Below are 18,577 nucleotides of genomic sequence, written 5' to 3' on the forward strand. Positions count from 1 at the left end.
CTTAAGCGTACTTTGCCGCCAGCGTCATAATCTCTTCCTGGGTCGTGTTTTCGGCATCTACCTCGCCCGCCAGCCTGCCGCCGGACATGACCAGGATGCGGTTGCAAACGCCCAGCAGCTCCGCCATTTCGGAGGATACCATGATGATGGATTTCCCCTCCCTGGCCATGTTCATGATGAGCTGATAGATCTCGAACTTTGCGCCTACGTCGATGCCGCGCGTAGGTTCATCCAGCAGGAAGATTTCCGGTTCGGTCAGCATCCAGCGTCCGAAGATCACCTTCTGCTGGTTGCCGCCCGACAGCGAACGGATTTTCGTCGACTGCGAAGGCGTTTTGATGCTCATCGCCTGAACCGACCACTTCGTCTTTTCCGCCATCTTCTTGTCGCTGAGGAATACCTTCCCGGCGCGGCACTTTTTGAGGCAGGTGATGACCGTGTTTTCGCGGATGCTCAGGATGCCGAAAATGCCCGTCGCGCGCCGCTCCTCCGTCACCATCGCAAAGCCGTTGGAGATGGATTCCTTGGGCGACCGGTTCCCGATCCGCTTGTCGTTCATGAAAATCTCGCCGCTCCTGCGCGTGGCGCTGCCGAAGAGGTTCTCCAACAGCTCCGTGCGGCCCGAGCCGTCCAGCCCGGCGACGCCGAGGATCTCGCCTTTTTTCAGCTCGAACGAGACGTCCTTCAGGTGCGAATACGTGGCCGACAGGTCCTTGACCTTGAGCACGGTCTTTTTCTGCACCTCGAAATCCCTGGGCGGGAAGCGGTTTGTCAGCTCGCGGCCCACCATCAGGCGGATGATTTCGTTCATCGTCAGATCGTTCGCCGCCTTTGTCGCCACCCACTGGCCGTCGCGCATGATGGTGACCTCGTCCGAAATCCGGAGGATTTCCTCCATCTTATGAGAGATATAAATGATGCCGCAGCCCCTGTCGCGGAGCATGTTGATGATCCTGAACAGGTGTTCCACTTCCTGCTCCGTTAAAGACGACGTCGGCTCGTCGAACACGATGACCTTGGAATGGAAGGAGACCGCTTTGGCGATCTCCACCATCTGCCGCTGCGATACCGGCATGGCGCTCATGATCGTCTTGGGATTGACGGCGATGTCCAGCTCCTTGAAGATCTCCATCGTGTCGTCGTACATCTTTTTTTCCGACACAAAGGGCAGCCCCTTCATCTTCGGGTAACGCCCCAGCCAGATGTTGTCCATGACGCTGCGCTTGAGCGCCTGGTTGAGCTCCTGATGCACCATCGCCACGCCGTTGTCGAGCGCTTCGCGCGACGATTTGAAGTTGATTTCCTTGCCCTCTAAAAAAAAGTGCCCCTCGTCCTTGACGTACATGCCGAACAGGCACTTCATCAGCGTCGACTTGCCCGCGCCGTTTTCGCCCATCAGCGCGTGAACCGTGCCCGCCTTTACCGTCAGGGAGACCCTGTCCAGCGCCTTGACGCCGGGGAACGTCTTGCTGATCCCCTCGATCCGAAGCAGCGGCGTCTGATCGGTCTTACCTTCCATCTGCGCTTCTCTCCTTCCATGGGAGATGAATTTCGTGTATGCACATTTGCATTAGCCCCAGCCTGAAACTGCGCGGAGGGGCTATGCCCCTCCGCGCGCTGCACGTTATTGAACTATGAGGGGATCAGTTGCCCTCACCGGTGTACACGCCGTACGGGATCGCGACCTTCCAGCCGTCCTCTACCACGTACGCCTCGTTGAGGCCCTCGAACATGTCCTTGCCGTTCATCAGGTTGCCCGCGATCGTCGTGATGGCGTCCGCCATGCCGATAGCGTCCTGCTTGATGGTGCCGGTCATGTAGCCGGAGGCGATCAGGTCCTTCGCGGTATCGGTCGCGTCGACGCCGAACACCGGGATGGTCTTGGCGCCTTCCTGACCATTGTTGTAGCCAGCGTTCTGCAGCGCGTTCACAGCGCCCAGCGCCATGTCGTCGTTGTTGGCGATGACCAGCTCGACCATGTTGCCGTTCGCCTCGTTGTACTGCGCGAGGATGGTCTGCATGTAGTCAAACGACGCCTGGTTGGACCACGTGCCGTTCTGATCCACAAGGTACTTGTTGTCGTTGCTCTCGTCGTAGAACTTGAGCTCCGGCTTGCCCGCCGCGACCAGCACCTTGTTGGCGTCTTCCACGCCGTACTTCGTGCGCGCGATGGCTTCCTGGTTGGCTTCGTCGCCCTTGAACATGACGTAGCTGATGACGCCGTCGCCGTTGAGGTCGAGCGCGTCGTAGTTCGCCAGGACGTACTCACCGATCATCTTGCCCTGCATGATGCCGGCCTCTTCGTAGTTGGTGCCGACGAACACGCACTTGTCATAGCTCTTGACGATGTCTTCGGACACGGAGCGGTTGAAGAACACCAGCGGGATGTCCGCGGCCTTCGCCATGTCCACGACGTTCTGCGCGATGCCGTCTGCGCCGGTCTCGCAGATGTTCACGGCCAACAGGCCCGCTTTGCTCGCGATGGCGGTGGAAATCTGGTCGGTCTGCGTCGCCTGGGTAGCGTTCGCGTCGTTGTCCACGAACGCGATGTTCGCGCCCTTCATCGCGTCGTTCAGGGCCGCGCGCACGCTGGAAAGATACACGTCGCTGAACGTATACCAGAACACGTACGCGTCGCCTTCGGCCAGCGCCGTAGCGCCCAGGCCGAGCGCCAGGCTCAGCGCCAATACCAGAGCAAGGATCTTTTTCATGGCTAAAATCTCCTTTAGGTTTTTTTATTTTCACGCGGTTGCCTCCGCGCAAAAATCAGGAAAAGCCGGTCCCCTATATCGTGATTTCCCGTTTAGTGGACGCTTTTGGAGCTTTTTTGATATTTTAAAGCGTCCGCTGTTTTCTTTTTGGGCCATGTAACAAAACAGATTCATTTCTCGACGCCGGTTTAGCAATGAGATACCCTTGGTGTCTATTTTTTCCACACCCGACGGACATATCATAACACCAGTTTTGGAAAAAGTCAACTAAATCCTCTCGGCTTTATCGTAGCTCTTGTGCCATCTTTCCGCCGCATTCCTGTCACAATTCGCCAAATTTCTGCCACGTTGTATTGGACATAAAAAACGAAGCTGCGGAAATCACGCGGCTTCGTTTTAAAAGAAATTTTTTTTATTTTTCCGCTGCCAGCTCGCACAGCTTCATCGAGCGTTTGAGGAAGGCGGTCATTTGCTCGGGCGAAAGCGGCGCTCGCGACAGCTCCGCCAGGTCGTACACCTGGCTGGCGATCATCCTCTGGCGCTCGCCCTCCTCGCCCGTGGAAAGGGCGGCGACGACGGGGTTCTTGCTGTTGAGCACCAGCGTGCAGTCGTCCGGCAGGGAGAAGCCCTTTTCGCCGTACAGGCGCGACATGTCCTTAAAGCGGCGGGTCTGCTCGTCCTCCAGCAGCATCGCGGGCAGCTCCGCGTCGCGCAGGGCCTGCAGCTCCACCTTCAGCTCCGCCTTGCCCGTGGCCTCGCGGAACAGCTTCGTCAGCTTGTCCGTGTCCAGAGCGGGCGCCTCGCCCCCCTCCTCCTTGAGGGCGGACAGATCCGCGTCCACGCGGCAGAACTTGAGCTTCCCGTCCTTCTGGCCGGAATACTCCATAAAGGAAACGAAGTTTACGTCGATGGGCGTGTCGAGCACCACCACGTCGATGCCCTGGTCGCGGTACAGCTTGATCATCGCGTCCTGGCGGCTCTCGTCCGTGGTGTAGAGCACCTTGTCCGGGGCCTTTTCCTTGTTGGCCTCGATGTACTCCGAAAGCGTGAGGAAGCGTCCGTCCACGGTCTTGTAGAGCAGCACGTCCTTCATGCGCTCGTTAAACTTCTCGTCGCGCATGCAGCCGTACTTGATGAAGGGATGAATGTCCGGCCAGTACTTCTCAAAGGAGGGCCTGTCGTTGCCCGCCATGCCGGTCAGGCGATCCGCCACCTTCTTGGTGATATGCCCGCTGATCTTGCGCACGTAGCCGTCGTTTTGCAGGAACGAACGCGAGACGTTGAGGGGCAGGTCGGGGCAGTCGATGACGCCCTTGAGGAGCATCAGGAACTCGGGGATGACCTCCTTGATGTTGTCCGCGACGAACACCTGGCCGCTGAACAGCTTGATCTGGCCCTCCATGCCGCCGAAGTCCTGCTTGAGCTTGGGGAAGTAGAGGATGCCCTTGAGCTTGAAGGGATAGTCTACGTTGAGGTGCACCCAGAAGAGCGGGTCCTCGTACTCGCGGAACACCTTGCGGTAGAAGGCTTTGTATTCGTCCTCCGTGCAGTCGGAGGGGTTCTTGAGCCACAGCGGGTGGGTGTCGTTGATGGGCTTAGGCGCTTCCGGCTCCTTTTCCGGCTCCGCGTCCTCGCCCTCGGCCTTGGGATCCTCTTCCTTCTTCTCTTCCTCAGGCTTGATCTCGTCCAGGAAGATCGGCGTCTGCATGAAGGCGCAGTAACGGTCTAGCACCTCGCGCACGCGGTAGGGACGCACGAATTCCTCCTCGCCCTCCGCGATGTCGAGGGTGATGCAGGTGCCGCGCCGGTTCCAGTCGCTGCCCTCCACGGTGTATTCCATGCCGTCCTCGCTCACCCAGCGCACGGCCACGGCGCCCGGCTGATAGGAGAGGGTATCGATCGTCACCTTGGAGGATACCATGAACGCGGAATAGAAGCCCAGGCCGAAGTGGCCGATGATGCCGCCGTCCTTGTCCTTGTCGTCGTACTGCTTGAGGAACTCCTCCGCGCCGGAGAAGGCTACCTGTCCGATGTACTTTTCGACCTCCTCGGCGGTCATGCCGATGCCGTTGTCGATGAAGCGGAGCTGCTTCTTTGCGGCGTCCACCTCGACGTGCACCTCGTAGCCCTCCTGCTCGCCGCTGGCGATCTTCATCTTGGTGATGGCGTCGCAGCCGTTGCTCACCAGCTCGCGGATGAAGATATCCTTGTCCGAATACAGCCACTTCTTGATGACGGGCATGATATTCTGCGCATGAATCGATACGCTTCCGGTCTTCTTTTCCATATATAGAACCTCCCCTGGTCAGAAAATTTTCCTTACGGGCCCTATTGTAGTCCCCTCCGGCGCGCATGTCAAGCACTTTTTAGCACTCAACCATTAAGAGTGCTAACAGAATCAGGGACGGTCAGTCTGCCGTCCCTGCGCTCTCGGCGCGCTGCTCAGATCATTTGCTGCGCACCGACCGGAAATGCAACTGCCTCCGCGATCAAAAAACACGCGCCAGGCGAATGCCGCCTGACGCGCCGTAGTTCAATGCGTTTCCTTATTATATTGCCGCCAGAAGTCAACGTACGACTCCCGCGTGAACCTGGGGGTATAATCCGCGCGGATCGCCCGCGCCTTCCGGGCGCCGTCCCACAGAAGATCCACCACCGTCATCGCCATCGCGCGCGCGGGCATGACGTAGGCCATCTCCTTGTCGCAGACGGTGAAGTCCTTGCTGTGCGCCGTGCCGTCGTAGCCGCCGGTGGAGATGTGCATGAAGGGGACGACGGAGCTCACGTCGCCCGCGTCGGTCGCGCCCATCAGTTCGTAGCCGTAGAGGTTCGCGCCCTCGCCCAACAGCGCCTCGCTGTTTTCCGCGAACAGGCGATTCAGCTCCGGGTCCTGAAGCATCGGCAGATAGCCGGGCGTCTGCACGATGTCCAGCGTCGCGCCGACCGCCATCGCCCCCGCGCGCAGCGCGCGGTCCACCTTGTCGGAGGCGTCCACGACCGCCTCGATCGTGCGCCCGCGCACGTAGGTCTCCATGCGCACGTCCGCCGGGACGATGTTCACCAGGTCGCCGCCCTTGGTGATGATCGGGTGCACGCGGATGCGGTCGCTGTCCCTGAACGTCTCGCGGTTCGCGTTGATCGCCATGATCGAAAGCGCCGCCGCGTTCAGCGCGTTCACCCCCGCGAACGGCTCCGCGCCCGCATGCGCTTCCTGCCCGTGGTAGCGCACGATCTTGCCCAGAAAGCCGGAGCTGTCGCAGTTGATGAGGAATTTGCGCTCCGTGACCCCGGCGTGCGAATGAATCATCATGCCCGCGTCGATGCCCTCCAGCTGGCCCAGGCGGATGAATTCCTGCTTGCCGCCAAAGAATTCGATCTTTCCATCCTGACGCAGCCGCTCGCGGTATTCCAGCTCGACGTATTCCTCCGCCGGCACCGCCATGAAGACCGCGTCGCCGTCCAGTTCCCGCATGAAGGGCGCAAGGCCCATCGCAGCGCCCAGCATCGACGCGATCTGGGCGTTATGGCCGCAGGAATGCGCCGCGCCCGTCTCAAGGTCCGCGCAGGGGTGCAGCGGGCACACGACCGCGTCCAGCTCGCCCATGACGAGCACGCGCGCCCGGCTTTGCCCGCCCTTTGCCTCGGCCTTTACGCCGGTGAGGGCGATGCCGTCCTCGTGCGCCAGTCCCAGGCTGTCGAACGTATCGCGCACCAGCCGCGCGGTCTTGTATTCCTTAAAACCCAATTCGGGGTTGTGAAAGATCTGCTCGCCGATGGCGATGATTTCGTCCCTGCGCGCGTCAATTCGCTCCAGCACGCGCTGCTTGAGCTCTTCCTTTGTCATGTTCCGCCCTTCTTTCTGTAGGATCGAAAGCATTATACCCGCCTGCGCCGCCAAAAGCAAGCGTGTCCCCGCATAAAGCCAAACCCCTAAAAAACGGCATTCCTTTTCGACCGATTTCTCCAGAAAACGAGAGCCGTTTTCTTTCGCGCCGCCTATTGACAGAACGTTTAGAATAGGATACGATTTAATCGTTCGGATTTATCTTTAACTTCCCTGATAGGAGCGCGCAATGAATGCAAAAATTGGGTTGGCCAGCCGTGGCCTGCATCCCTTCGACCTGTTAATCACGAACATCCGCCTTGTGAACGTCATGACGCTCGAAATCTACGAGGCCTCCATCGGCATCGTGGACGGCGACATCGCCTACGCGGGGCCGCCGATTTCGGAGCACCGCGCGAAGGAAACCCTCGACGGCGGCGGCATGTACGCCGCGCCGGGCTTCATCGACAGCCATATGCACCTGGAAAGCAGCATGATGACGCCCGCGCACTTCGCGCAGGCGATTTTGCCGCTGGGCACGACCAGCGTGTGCGCCGACCCGCATGAAATCGCCAACGTGCTGGGCGAGGAAGGCGTGGCGCTGCTCTCTCTCGCCTGCGAGAAGCTTCCGCTGACCGTGCACCTGATGGCCCCCTCGACCGTTCCGAGCGCGCCGGGCTTTGAAACCTCCGGCGCCGACGTGGACGCGGAGGCTGTGCGCCGCATGCTCGCGCTGCCCGGCGTGCTGGGGCTGGGCGAGGTGATGGACTTCAACGGCGTCGCGGCCGGGGACGATAGGATGCTCGCGATCTGCCGCGCTGCGCGCGAGGCGGGCGTGCCGCTCGACGGTCACGTGCCCGCGCTGCACGGCGCGGACCTTCAGGCCTTCGCCGCGCCGGGGATCGACTGCGACCACACCTACATGGATCCGGAGACGGTGCTGGAAAAGCTGCGATTGGGGATGTGCGTGCAGATTCAGGAGCGCTTCCTCACCCGCGAGCTCATGGAAACGCTGAACAGGCTGAACGTGCAAAACCGCGTCATGCTCGTGACCGACGACGTGCCGCTGACGCGCCTTTGCGCCGAGGGGCACCTCAATTCCGTCATGCGAAAGGCCATGGCGCTGGGCCTTCGTCCGCTCCTGTGCTACCGCTACGTCACGATCAACGCCGCCGACCGCCTGCGCCAGTACAGCGTGGGCGCGATCGCGCCGGGCAGGCGCGCGGACATCGTGCTGCTGCCCGACCTGCTGGACGTGCAGCCCAGCGTCGTGCTCTGCGCGGGCCGCGTCGTCGCGCGAAACGGGCATATGGCCGTGGACATTCCCCAGACCCGCTTTCCCGATTCCGCCTACCGCACGATGCGCCTCTCCCCGCTGACGCCTTCGGACTTCACGATTCGCGCCTCGATTCAGGAAGGGCGCGCGCGCGTCCGCCTCATCGCGCAGGACGGAAAGACGTCGCGCACGGTGTTGGAGCAGGGCGACGTGCCGGTGCGCGGCGGCGTGCTGCAAAACGGCCCCTATGCGAAGATGGCGGTCTTTTGCCGCCACGGGCAGGGCAGCCGCTCCCTCGGCTTCCTCTCGCACATGGAGGGCTTCCGCGGCGCGCTGGGCACCACCTACGCGCACGACTGCCATAACCTCACGGTCTACGGCTCAAACGACGCGGACATGCTGCTGTGCGCCAACGCGCTGATCGAGGCGGGCGGCGGCGTCTGCGCCGTCAAGGACGGGCAGGTGCTCTGCCTGATCCCGCTGCCCATCGCCGGGCTGCTGTGCGAGGAAGACCTGCCTACGCTCGCGCCCAGGCTTCAAGCGTTCCTTTCCGCCGTGCGGCAGACGGGGCTGCCGCACGAAGAAGCGCTTACCTTCATGACGCTGATGCCGCTGGCCGTCTCCCCCTGCGTGAAGCTGACCGATAAGGGGCTGGTGGACGTGCTGAAAAAGGAAATGCTGCCCCTGATCGTCTCGGAGGAGGAAATGTGATGCGCAAACATCAGGCGTTTTATCTCGCGCTGCCTACGGTGCTGGCGCTGCTCGTGCTCTTCATCGCCCCGATGGTCTACATCCTCGTAGGCACGCTCAGAACCGACGGGCTGCAATACTATCAAAAATTCCTCACGGATTCCTTCTACCTGAACATCCTCTGGACTACGGTGAAGATTTCGCTTCAGACCACGCTGATCTGCCTGCTGCTGGGCTACCCCGCCGCCTACTTTCTCGCGCGCACGAAATCGCGGATCAAGAACCTGCTCATCATCATGACGGTCTTTCCCTTCCTCGTCAGCGCGGTCGTCCGTTCCTACGGCTGGATGGTCATTTTGGGCAAGAACGGCCTGCTCAACCAGCTGCTTCGCGCGCTGGGGCTGATCGAGAAGCCGCTGAGCATCCTCTACACCCCCACGGCGGTACTGATCGGCCTGGTGCACCTGCTCACCCCCTACATGATTCTGGGCATCACCAGCGTCATTCAGAGCATCGACCGCAACGTCGAGTACGCGGCCCACAGCCTGGGCGCGAGCCCCTTCAAGACGTTTCTCAAGGTGACGCTGCCGCTCAGCTCCCCGGGCATCATCTCCGGGTGCATCCTGGTGTTCACGCTCTCGATGACCTCCTACGTAACCCCCAAGCTGCTGGGCGGCACGAAGTTCCGCATGATGAGCACCATGGTCTTTCAGGAGGTCAACGTCAACTTCAACTGGGGCTTCGCCTCCGCGATCAGCTACATCCTGCTCTTCGTGATCCTCGTCATCCTGCTCGTATCCAATTTCGCCGCGGACCGCTATACCCGCAGGCTGGGAGGTGGCAAAAATGCGTGACGGCAAGGTCAGCCTGCTCTCCCGTGTCGTGACGGTTCTGGTGTACGCGTTTTTGATGGCGCCGCTGCTCGTCATCATCTTGGCCTCGTTCAGCCCGACGCCCATCGTCACCTTCCCGCCCAAGGGCTTTTCGACCGAATGGTATGCGAAAATCTTCGATTCCTCCACCAATTTCGTCAGCGGCTTCGTGAACAGCATGGAGGTCGCGGCGCTCGCCACCCTCGTGGACATCGTGCTGGGCGTCTCGGCGGCGCTGGCCGTCAGCCGCTATCGCTTCCGGGGGCGCGAGGCGCTGGTCACCTTCTTCACCTCGCCCATGTACGTTCCCTCGATCACGTTCGCCTTCGTACTGCTCAACGTCACCAGCGCCATCGGCGGCATCCCCGCCTTCGCGAAGATCCTGCTGGGCCACGTCGTCATCGTGCTGCCCTACATCGTGCGCAACACGCTCGCGGTGCTCGCCTCCTTCAACTGGACGCTGGAGGACGCGGCGGCGGGCCTGGGCGCGAATGCCTGGCAGACCTTCCGCCATGTGACCTTCCCGCTCATCAAGCCGGGCGTCACGGCGGGCGCGCTGCTCTCGTTCCTCTATTCGTTCGACGAGGTGGTGCTCGCGGGCCTGCTCAGCTCCGCCAAGTTCATGACGCTTCCCATCCGCATCATGAACTACATGGAATTTTCCTTCGACCCCACGCTGGCCGCCGTCTCCACGCTGCTGATCCTCTTCTCCTTCGCGGCGATCCTGCTGCTGGAACGCTTCATGGGCCTGGACATGTTCATCAAGCAGGACTGACGGCGCTTTCGCGCAACCCCCACCGGCCGGGTCGGGCCGCCACCTTCATTTGAAATTTCCGCCGGGGCGCGTCCCGCAGGCGGCACTACGGATAGGAGGAACAAGATGGCCTCTTTGGAGCTCTCCCACCTGACAAAGCGCTTCGGCGACTTCACCGCCGTACACGACCTGAACCTTGCCGTCGCCGAGGGGGAAATGGTCGCCCTGCTCGGCGGCAGCGGCTGCGGCAAGACCACCACGCTGCGCATGATCGCCGGATTCACCGAGGCGACCGAGGGCCGCGTGCTCGTGGACGGCAAGGACATCGGCAATCTGCCCGCCTACAAGCGCAACGTCGGCATCTTCTTTCAAAACTACGCGCTCTTCCCGCACATGACGACCTACGACAACGTCGCCTTCGGCCTCAAGCTCAAGAAACTGCCCAGGGCCGAAATCGAGAAGAAGGTTTCCACCATCCTCGGCCTCGTCAAGCTCTCCGGGCTGGAGCGCCGCTATCCGCGCGAGCTCTCCGGCGGCCAGCAGCAGCGCGTCGCGCTCGCCCGCGCGCTGGTGACGGAGCCCTCGGTGCTGCTGCTGGACGAGCCGCTCTCCAACCTGGACGCCAAGCTGCGCGTGGAAATGCAGCTTGAAATCAAGCGCATCCAGCGCGAAACGGGCATCACCACGATCATCGTCACCCATGACCAGGAAGAGGCGATTTCCCTCGCGGACCGGGTCATCGTCATGAACGCCGGCCGGCTGCTGCAAATCGGCTCCCCGCGCGAGGTCTTCGAGCGCCCGGCGAACCTGTTCGTCGCGGACTTCATGGGCATTTCCAACTTCATCCCCGCGGTGGTGGGCGAGGGCGACTTCCTGCTCACCGGCACGGGCCGCCTGCCCATCCTGCCCGCGGACCGCGCCCGCTTTGCGCAGGGCGAGGCGGTCAGGGCCGCCATCCGTCCGGAGTTCGTCAACGTGCGGCGCTCGCCCGCGCCCGGCCTGCTCGCCGGCACGGTAGAAAGCGCCGTCTACAAGGGCAACGCCACGCGCCTGGAGATCGGCGGCGTCTTTGAAAACCTGCTCTACGCGAGCCTTCACGATGATGCCAGCTTCGAGCGCGGCATGCAGGTCTTCGTCGGCCTGCCCGCGGACAAGCTGCTCATATATCACGACAACGAAAAGGAGATTGAACCATGAACATGAAGCGCATGCTTGCCATCCTGCTCGCCGCGGTGATGGCGCTGGGCCTGACCTCCGTCTCCGCCGACGCGGAAAAGGCGTATCAGGGCAAGGAACTCGTCGTCGCCACCTGGGGCTGGACCGCCGCACAGGTAAAGGAGCTCGCCAAGGACTTTGAGGAAGCGACCGGCTGCACCGTCATCATCGACGAGACGAGCGGCAACGCCGACCGCCTGAACAAGATCACCGCGCAGAAGAACAACCCGGAGATCGACGTGGCGCTGCTCACCGAAAACTTCGCCGCCACGGGCAACGAGATGGGCCTGTTCGAGAAGATCGACGCGTCCGTCGTCACCAACCTCGACAACCTCTACGACTTCGCGAAGAACGCGGACGGCTACGGCCCCTGCTATTCGCTGGTGCGCTACGGCATCATCTACAACGAAGACCTCGTCGCGGCCCCCGATTCCTACGAGCAACTCTTCACCGACGAGCAGTACGCGGGCCTCGTCTCCATCCCGGACATGTCCGGCACCGCGGGCCCGTACCTGCTGGTCGCGCTGGCCGACAGCCTCGGCGGCAGCCAGGAGAACGTGGACCCGGCCTTCGAGCTGATGGCCGCGCACAAGGACAACATCGCCCAGTTCTACATGACCAGCTCCGACGTGCAGACCGCCTTCACCACCGGTGAAATCGCCGTCTCCGTCTTCATGGACATGAACATGCCCACCCTCACCGCGGCGGGCCTGAACGTCAAGTGGGTCGACGCGAAGGAGGGCAGCTTCTCCGCCGCCGCGACGGTCAACGTCGTGAAGGACTGCAAGAACCCGGAGCTCGCGCAGCTCTTCGTCAACTACCTGCTCAGCGACGAGATTCAGAGCCAGGTCGCGGACGTGCTCAGCGAGGCCCCGACCAGCAAGAACGCCACGATGTCCGACGAAGCCCGGCAGTACCTAGCCTATGGCGAGGACGCCATCAGCGCGCTCAAGGCGTTTGACTGGAACTACCTGAACGATCACAAGGCCGAGTGGATCGAGCGCTTCCAGAAGGAAGTCGCGATCTGACGGCAGCAAAAGGGGGATGCGCGCGCATCCCCCTTTTTTGCTATGGATTAGAGCGCCGAAAAGGCCAGTCTGTGCTCCTTCGCGTACTTCTCGGCGTAGGAACCGCCCTCGCCGCGCACGGTCAGCGACGCGCAGGCGTACTTGAAGGCGTCCATGTCGATCTCCCGCACGCACGCGGGGAGCTCGATTTCCTCCAGCGATTCGCAGTACTTGAACGCGTCGCTGCCGATGGACGTCACCCCGCCGCAGCCGCCGACGCTCCGAAGCGACTCGCAGTACTTGAAGGCCATGTCCCCGATCCGCATCACGCCGTCCGGCACGTCGATCCGCCGCAGCGATTCGCAGTACTTAAACGCGGCGTCCGGGATTTCGGTGATGTTCCGGGAGAGCACGATGCTCTCCATGTCCTCGCAGTACTTGAAGGCCTCCGTCCCGATCCGCGTCACCGTGTCCGGGATTACGAGGCTCCTGAGCGCTTCGCAATACTTGAAGGCCTTTTCGCGGATTTCCGTGACGCCCTCCGGGATCGTCGCCTCCCGCAGCGTCTCGTTCGGCCCAAACGCCGCCGCGCCGATGATGCGCACCGTGTCCGGAAGGGCGAACGTCCTGTCGGGCTTCGCCGCGGGATACAGCACGAGCGTGGTGAAGTCCCGGTCGTACAGGACGCCGTCGCGGCTGGCATAGGCCGCATTCCCCTCCGCCACGGTGACGGACGCGAGCTTTTCGCAGTTCCACAGCGCCTCCGGCCCGATGGATTCGACGCTCGAGGGGATGACCGCCTCCCGCAGCTCCTTGCAGTTGCCAAATGCGTTCTCCCCGATTACGCGCAGGCCCTCGGGCAGCACGGCATAGCGCAGCTCGTCGCAGTCGCGGAAGGCCTCCTGGCCGATCTCCTGCACGCCCTCCGGCAGCGTGACGCCGGTGAGCTTTTTGCACCCGGCAAAGGCTTCCCTGCCGATCACGCGCACGTCCGCCGGGAGGGTGACCTCCCCGCCGGGGCCGCTGTAACGGACCAGCACGCCGTCCCGGACGTCGAAATCCCCCGCGCAGGCGACCGCCGCCGTCAGGCAGAGGGCGGCCAACAGCGCCGCCAGACAGAACAGTTTTCGTTTCATGAACATTCTTTCCTTTCTTTTGCGGCGACTTCGGCGCGGTTTTCTCCAAACACCCGGCTGAACAGCGCGTCCTGCTCCGGCAGGTGCACCACGTAGCCGACCGCCACCGCGCCGCCCGTCGCCTCGATCACCCTGCGCGCGCCCGCCTCGCCGAACGCGCCGCACAGCTCGATGCAGCTAAATCCCTCGTCCGCAAGCCCGCGCGCCACGTCGCACGCTTCTTCCAGGCCTCCGACGCCGACGCACCGCACGTCCCTGCCGCGCAGGCAGGCGCGGTCCGCCTTCGCGTCAAAGTCCCCCATGAGCAAAAAGGCAAACTTCATGCCGCGTCCTCCTTCCGGCGGGGCGCACCCGCCGACCGCACGTGGTTCCATTATAGGCATTCGCCCCAAAAGAAGCAAGCGAACCGGCAAAACTCCGCCTATGCCTTGACGATCTTCACCCGGTTCATCATCTTCTGCGCCGTCAGATAGGCCATGCCGTCGCGATAGTCGTGCCAGCGGTCACTGGCGTATAGGATTTCCGCCTGCATGGGCCCCGGCAGCAGCGCGGAAAGCCCTTCGCCCACGGCCGCGACGCAATCCCTGCGCAGGCCGGGTCCACCCAGGGCGACGTACTGCGGGTTGAGCATGCCGCAGACCCAACCGGCAATGTGCGTCACGCAGGCGATATACCGCGCGTCGTCCATGGGCTCGGCCATCCACTCGTCCAGCGGGCGCTCGTCGAGCATCGGGACGAGCCCGATCTCGCCCGCGAAGCGGTTGATGCCGCGCACGATCCGGCCGCCCACGATAAAGCCCGCGCTGACGCAGCCCGGTTCAAAGTACAGGTACGCCATGTTCGCATGCTCCGGGTCTTCCTCCGGGAACTCCCGCGCGTAACAGCGCCCAAAGCCCAGCGTCGTCGCGATCAGGTCGTTTTCCAGCACCACCGGAAGGCCGTAGCGCTCGCGGAGCGCCCGCCCGATGTCCACCCGATGCAGCGCGTCCTCCTGCGCGCGCTTGCGCAGAAAGCCGTCGCCGTCCGCGACGCCCGGCGCGCCGACGCCGATCGCGCGGATCTCATGCCTCGCGGTCACGCCGTCCAAAAAGTCGAAGACCGCTCGCGGCGCCTCCTCCTCCGGCGCGTCCAGCAGGACGGATTCGATGACCTGCCCGTAGACGTCCACCAGGAGGCCGTGCAGTTTCCCCTCCGCGATGCAGACGGCGGCCCCGTAGTACCGGTCGCGCCGCAGCCCGTACCGCTCGGCCCTGCGCCCCCCGCTCGACGCGTCGCGGCCGACGCTTTCGATCTCGCCGTCCTCCAGCATCTCGCAGAGCAGCGCCCGGACGGTGGTGCCGCTGATCCGCGTTCCCTCCGCGATCTCGGCGCGGGTAGCCGTCCCCTTCTCCCGCAGGAAGCATCGGATTTCGGTCAGGTTGGCCTGCTTGAGCAGGCCCGGCTTCGCGTTCAGGGCGTCCACGGCCTCCCCCTCCGTTTCATCAGAATCTTTTATAAGTTTCCGATCTAAGTATAGCCGTTTTATGCCCACCTGTCAACGAAATCCACCGCGCAGGGCCCTATACAAAAAGCGGACGTCCGGACTTGTTCCGGACGTCCGCGCGACCGTTGACAAAGTATCGTCTTGTAAAAGGGGATGCATGAAGGGGAAGCTTCCCCTTCATGGGGAATCGTATCGACCGGCTTTGCCTGCTGCGCCCTGCCCCTTCGGGCGCAGGGTACGGCGCTGCGGAGCGCTCTGCGCTGTCCTCGCGCCTAGACGCTTCGCGTCCTTGTCGGGCGGGGCGTTTTCCGTTGACGCCCTGCGCCCAAAGGGCGCAGAGTACGGGCCTGCGGAGCGCTCCGCGCTGTCCTCGGCCCTACTCGCTTCGCTCGCTGCACGTCAATGCGCAGCATTTGCGGAGGAAAACATCACCCGTATCCTTCGTGCAAAATGATTCTTCATTTTGCACGAGGCCATCGACAAAGTCGATGGCCAAAGCGGACGTCCGGACTTATTCCGGACGTCCGCGCGCATTACGGCACGGCGTATTCCACCCGCAGCTCGAGCCCGAGCACGCTCCCCTCCGGGTTCTCCGCAAGTTCTCCCGTCCCCTCGTAGATGAGGACCGCGACGGGGCGCACCTCGCCGGGCTCCAGGGAAAAGCGATCCGCGTCCGCCGCCAGCTCGCAGCGCACGGTATAACAGCCCCCCGCGTCCAGCGCTTCCAGCTCGTCCGTGCGCATGCAGAGCGGCGGGGTTGCCTCCGCGGTGCGGTTGGCGCAATAAATGACGGCCCGGGTCGGCGGCAGGGCCTCAGAGCGCCACGCGCCCGCCTGCGCATCCCAGGTATAGGGCAGCTCCGGCATGGCGTCTGCTTCGAGGCCTGCGACGTCCTCCACGGGCGGCGCTTCGGTCTCCGCAGGATCGTCTGCCGCGTTGGGCTGGGACAGACCCTCGCCGTCCGGCGCGACGAACTTCGCCTTCACGTAGCCCCTGATCGGCTTGCGCTCGATGCTCTCGCCGCGCACCAGATACCAGCCCTCCGCTTCGCCCAGAATCTCGATCGCTTCGCCTCCGCAGATGCGCCCCACCAGCTCGGAGGCGGCGTCCGCTTCCGCACGCACGTTTGCGGACTTGCCCTGCACCGTGATTCTGCCCGTATACAGCGCCGGTTCCGCCGTCGGCGCTTCCGTCGGTTCCGGCGCTGCGGTGGGTTCCGGCGTGAGCTCCGGCGTCGCCGTCGGCGCTTCCGTCGCCTCGGGCTCCTCCGGCTGGCTCCCGCCGTCTATGGCGACGAACTTCGCCTTCACGTAGCCCCTGATCGGCCTGCGCTCCAGGCTCTCGCCGCGCACCAGATACCAGCCCTCCGCTTCGCCCAGAATCTCGATCGCTTCGCCTCCGCAGATGCGCCCCACCAGCTCGGAGGCGGCGTCCGCTTCCGCACGCACGTTTGCGGACTTGCCCTGCACCGTGATTCTGCCCGTATACAGCGCCGGTTCCGCCGTCGGCGCTTCCGTCGGCTCCGGCGCTGCGGTGGGTTCCGGCGTGAGCTCCGGCGTCGCCGCCGGTTCCGATTCCGGGTCAGGCGTCTTCACGGGGGCTGCGGGCGTCGGGGTTTCCGCCCCGCTTTCTGCCTCCGGCGTCGCCGCCGGCGCTTCCGTCGCCTCGGGCTCCTCCGGCTGGCTCCCGCCGTCTATGGCGACGAACTTCGCCTTCACGTAGCCTGTTATCTGTCTGCGCTCCAGGCTCTCGCCGCGCACCAGATACCAGCCCTCCGCTTCGCCCAGAATCTCGATCGCTTCGCCTCCGCAGATGCGCCCCACCAGCTCGGAGGCGGCATCCGCTTCCGCACGCACGTTCGCGGACTTTCCCTGCACCGTGATTCTGCCCGTATACAGCACCGGTTCCGCCGTCGCGGCAGGCGTCGGCGCAGGCTCCTCGGTCGCCGTCGGCTCGTCCGTCGCCTCAGGCGCGGGCGTCGCTTCCGCCGTCGGCTCCTCCGTCTCAGCAGGCGTGGGCGTCGCTTCCGCCGCCGGTTCGTCCGTCGCCTCAGGCGCGGGCGTCGCTTCCGCCATCGGCTCGTCCGTCGCCTCAGGCGCAGGCGTCGCTTCCGCCGCCGGTTCCTTCGTCTCAGCAGGCGCAGGCGTCGCTTCCGCCGCCTCAGGCGCGGACGTCGCTTCCGCTGTCGGCTCGTCCGTCGCCTCAGGCGCAGGCGTCGCTTCCCCGTCGTCCGGATCGGACGTCGGTTCAGGCGTTGCCGCTGTTTCCTCCTGCGCTTCCGGCGTAACCGTGGGCTCCGGCGTGGCCGCAGGTTCCGGTGTCGCCGTGGGTTCCGGCGTAACCGTAGGCTCCGGCGTAACCGTGGGTTCCGGAATGACCGTTGGCTCCGGCGTGACTGTGGGCTCCGGCGTGACCGTGGGCTCCGGCGTGACCGTGGGCTCCGGCGTCGCCGTGGGGTTCAGCTCCCCGTCTGCGCGGGGCGGCGGCGCTGCGGCGGCTTCCGCGCGCGCCCCCCGCTCCCGCGCGGGCGGGTGGAAGGGCCCCAGCAGCAGCGCCAGCGCCAGCGTCAGCGCGGCGGCCTTTCGTCCTTTCATGGCGTTTCCTCCTCCGCGGGCGATATGACGTAGACCATGTGCAACCCGTCCTCCGGCAGCGCCATCTCTGCGTCGCGCCGCAGGGCGATCACGAACGTGCGCGTCGCCCCCACGGCCACGGGATAGGCGGTGTCCAGCGCATCCGGCTCCCCGCCGTCGGGCCGGGCCGCCGCGTCCGCCTGCACGCCGGGCGCCTCGTCCTCCAGCGCCCAGCGCACGTCGATGTCCTCGCTCGACGCGTTCGTGAGCGTCGCGGTGAGGCAAAGCCGCGTCCAGTGCAGTTCGTCCACCGGGTTGCCGTCCTCGTCCGTATAGACCGCGCTCCAGGTGGTTTCCGCGCTCGCGCTGCGGACAAACCGGGCGTTCACCGCCACCGAGATGCCCTCCGCCCGGGCCGGGCCGGAAAACAGCAGCCCCAGGGCGGCCAGCGCCGCCACGCCTCTCTTCATGCCGCTTCCTCCTCCGCGCCGGATTCGTCCGCTTGATACCTGAGCACCGTGCGCAGCGGCGCTTCGCCCATGCTGGTGTAGCCCTCCTGCGCGAAGGAATAGACCGTCAGCAGCACCCCGTTTTCGCCGGGCCGCAGGGCGTCCACCGCCTCCCGCGCCAGGCCGATTTCGCCCAGGCCCGTGCCCGGGGCGACGAGGCCGCTGCGGTAGATGAGCAGTCCGCTTTCCTCCAGCCGCACGTCGAGCATCAGGTAGACCGCGTTTCCCTCCGGGTTGGCGAGCCAGACGCCGCAAAGGCCGTCCGGCCCCGTCGCGGGCTCCGGGTTGATGGAAAAGGCGTAGGTATCGGTCTGCAATGTGGGCAGGCCCTGCGGCGCGTTCCAATCCGTGAGCGGCACGGCGGCCTCCTCCATGGGCGGCGGCATGTAAGCGGGTTCCGGCGGCGCGGGACGCAGGGCCCGAAAGCCCAGCCACGCGGCACAGGCCGCCGCGAGCGCGAGCGCCGCCAGCGCCCAGGGCAGCCATTTGCGCTTTTTTGACATCGCGATTCCGTCCTTCCGGCGGGGC

16 protein-coding genes are annotated in these 18,577 nt (G+C 64.1%); 6 read left to right on the forward strand and 10 right to left on the reverse strand.

The features are described 5' to 3' along the window. Window position 1 precedes the first annotated feature (1 nt). Together C1725_RS17035 and C1725_RS17040 are read right to left on the reverse strand one after the other, a co-directional pair. The gene (locus C1725_RS17035) at window positions 2–1,519 is read right to left on the reverse strand and encodes an ATP-binding cassette domain-containing protein (protein WP_102412883.1); all 1,518 of its coding nucleotides are present in this window, start codon (window positions 1,517–1,519) and stop codon (window positions 2–4) included. Window positions 1,520–1,643: 124 nt separating this feature from the next. Further along, window positions 1,644–2,711 (reverse strand): substrate-binding domain-containing protein, encoded by a 1,068-nt coding sequence (locus C1725_RS17040; RefSeq protein ID WP_102412884.1) that lies wholly within the window; start codon window positions 2,709–2,711, stop codon window positions 1,644–1,646. On the opposite strand from C1725_RS17040, the gene C1725_RS19520 reads away from it, so the two are divergent. After that, complete coding sequence (locus C1725_RS19520) at window positions 2,710–2,871, forward strand: hypothetical protein (RefSeq protein WP_346026784.1); 162 nt, start codon at window positions 2,710–2,712, stop codon at window positions 2,869–2,871. The genes C1725_RS17040 and C1725_RS19520 overlap by 2 nt on opposite strands. 252 nt (window positions 2,872–3,123) lie before the next feature. Here C1725_RS19520 and htpG read toward each other — a convergent pair whose 3' ends face one another. Then, window positions 3,124–4,998: a molecular chaperone HtpG gene (gene htpG / locus C1725_RS17045; RefSeq protein ID WP_102412885.1), complete on the reverse strand. Its 1,875-nt coding sequence runs from the start codon at window positions 4,996–4,998 to the stop codon at window positions 3,124–3,126. A 246-nt stretch (window positions 4,999–5,244) separates the two neighbouring features. Further along, entirely contained in the window at window positions 5,245–6,555 is a 1,311-nt protein-coding gene (locus tag C1725_RS17050; protein WP_102412886.1) for an amidohydrolase, read from the reverse strand. A gap of 229 nt (window positions 6,556–6,784) precedes the next feature. On the opposite strand from C1725_RS17050, the gene C1725_RS17055 reads away from it, so the two are divergent. From C1725_RS17055 to C1725_RS17075, 5 genes are all read left to right on the forward strand, one after another. Then, the gene (locus tag C1725_RS17055) at window positions 6,785–8,521 is read left to right on the forward strand and encodes an adenine deaminase C-terminal domain-containing protein (RefSeq protein WP_102412887.1); all 1,737 of its coding nucleotides are present in this window, start codon (window positions 6,785–6,787) and stop codon (window positions 8,519–8,521) included. Further along, on the forward strand, window positions 8,521–9,354 hold the full coding sequence (locus C1725_RS17060) for an ABC transporter permease subunit (protein WP_102412888.1): 834 nt from the start codon (window positions 8,521–8,523) through the stop codon (window positions 9,352–9,354). The genes C1725_RS17055 and C1725_RS17060 overlap by 1 nt, the downstream gene beginning before the upstream one ends. Continuing rightward, a complete protein-coding gene (locus C1725_RS17065; RefSeq protein WP_102412889.1) occupies window positions 9,347–10,147 on the forward strand; it encodes an ABC transporter permease subunit in 801 nt (266 codons plus the stop codon). Before C1725_RS17060 ends, C1725_RS17065 begins: the two co-directional genes overlap by 8 nt. Before the next feature lie 105 nt (window positions 10,148–10,252). Further along, window positions 10,253–11,323 carry an ATP-binding cassette domain-containing protein gene (locus tag C1725_RS17070; RefSeq protein WP_102412890.1) on the forward strand — a complete coding sequence of 357 codons (1,071 nt, stop codon included), beginning with the start codon at window positions 10,253–10,255 and terminating at the stop codon, window positions 11,321–11,323. Next, window positions 11,320–12,369 carry an extracellular solute-binding protein gene (locus C1725_RS17075; protein ID WP_102412891.1) on the forward strand — a complete coding sequence of 350 codons (1,050 nt, stop codon included), beginning with the start codon at window positions 11,320–11,322 and terminating at the stop codon, window positions 12,367–12,369. The genes C1725_RS17070 and C1725_RS17075 overlap by 4 nt, the downstream gene beginning before the upstream one ends. A gap of 47 nt (window positions 12,370–12,416) precedes the next feature. Here C1725_RS17075 and C1725_RS17080 read toward each other — a convergent pair whose 3' ends face one another. The 6 genes from C1725_RS17080 to C1725_RS17105 all read right to left on the reverse strand — a co-directional run bounded on the left by C1725_RS17080 (window position 12,417) and on the right by C1725_RS17105 (window position 18,552). Continuing rightward, a complete protein-coding gene (locus tag C1725_RS17080) occupies window positions 12,417–13,484 on the reverse strand; it encodes a leucine-rich repeat domain-containing protein (RefSeq protein ID WP_346026785.1) in 1,068 nt (355 codons plus the stop codon). Continuing rightward, window positions 13,481–13,807, reverse strand: coding sequence for a DUF6506 family protein (locus C1725_RS17085; RefSeq protein ID WP_102412893.1), 327 nt, complete (start codon window positions 13,805–13,807; stop codon window positions 13,481–13,483). Before C1725_RS17085 ends, C1725_RS17080 begins: the two co-directional genes overlap by 4 nt. A gap of 98 nt (window positions 13,808–13,905) precedes the next feature. Continuing rightward, complete coding sequence (locus C1725_RS17090; protein WP_102412894.1) at window positions 13,906–14,946, reverse strand: ROK family protein; 1,041 nt, start codon at window positions 14,944–14,946, stop codon at window positions 13,906–13,908. A gap of 554 nt (window positions 14,947–15,500) precedes the next feature. After that, complete coding sequence (locus C1725_RS17095) at window positions 15,501–17,561, reverse strand: SH3 domain-containing protein (protein ID WP_102412895.1); 2,061 nt, start codon at window positions 17,559–17,561, stop codon at window positions 15,501–15,503. Further along, entirely contained in the window at window positions 17,558–18,010 is a 453-nt protein-coding gene (locus tag C1725_RS17100; protein WP_102412896.1) for a hypothetical protein, read from the reverse strand. The genes C1725_RS17095 and C1725_RS17100 overlap by 4 nt, the downstream gene beginning before the upstream one ends. Next, complete coding sequence (locus tag C1725_RS17105; RefSeq protein ID WP_102412897.1) at window positions 18,007–18,552, reverse strand: hypothetical protein; 546 nt, start codon at window positions 18,550–18,552, stop codon at window positions 18,007–18,009. Before C1725_RS17105 ends, C1725_RS17100 begins: the two co-directional genes overlap by 4 nt. Between the last annotated feature and the right edge of the window lie 25 nt (window positions 18,553–18,577).

Source organism: Beduinella massiliensis (assembly GCF_900199405.1).
Lineage (GTDB): Bacteria > Bacillota > Clostridia > Christensenellales > Aristaeellaceae > Beduinella > Beduinella massiliensis.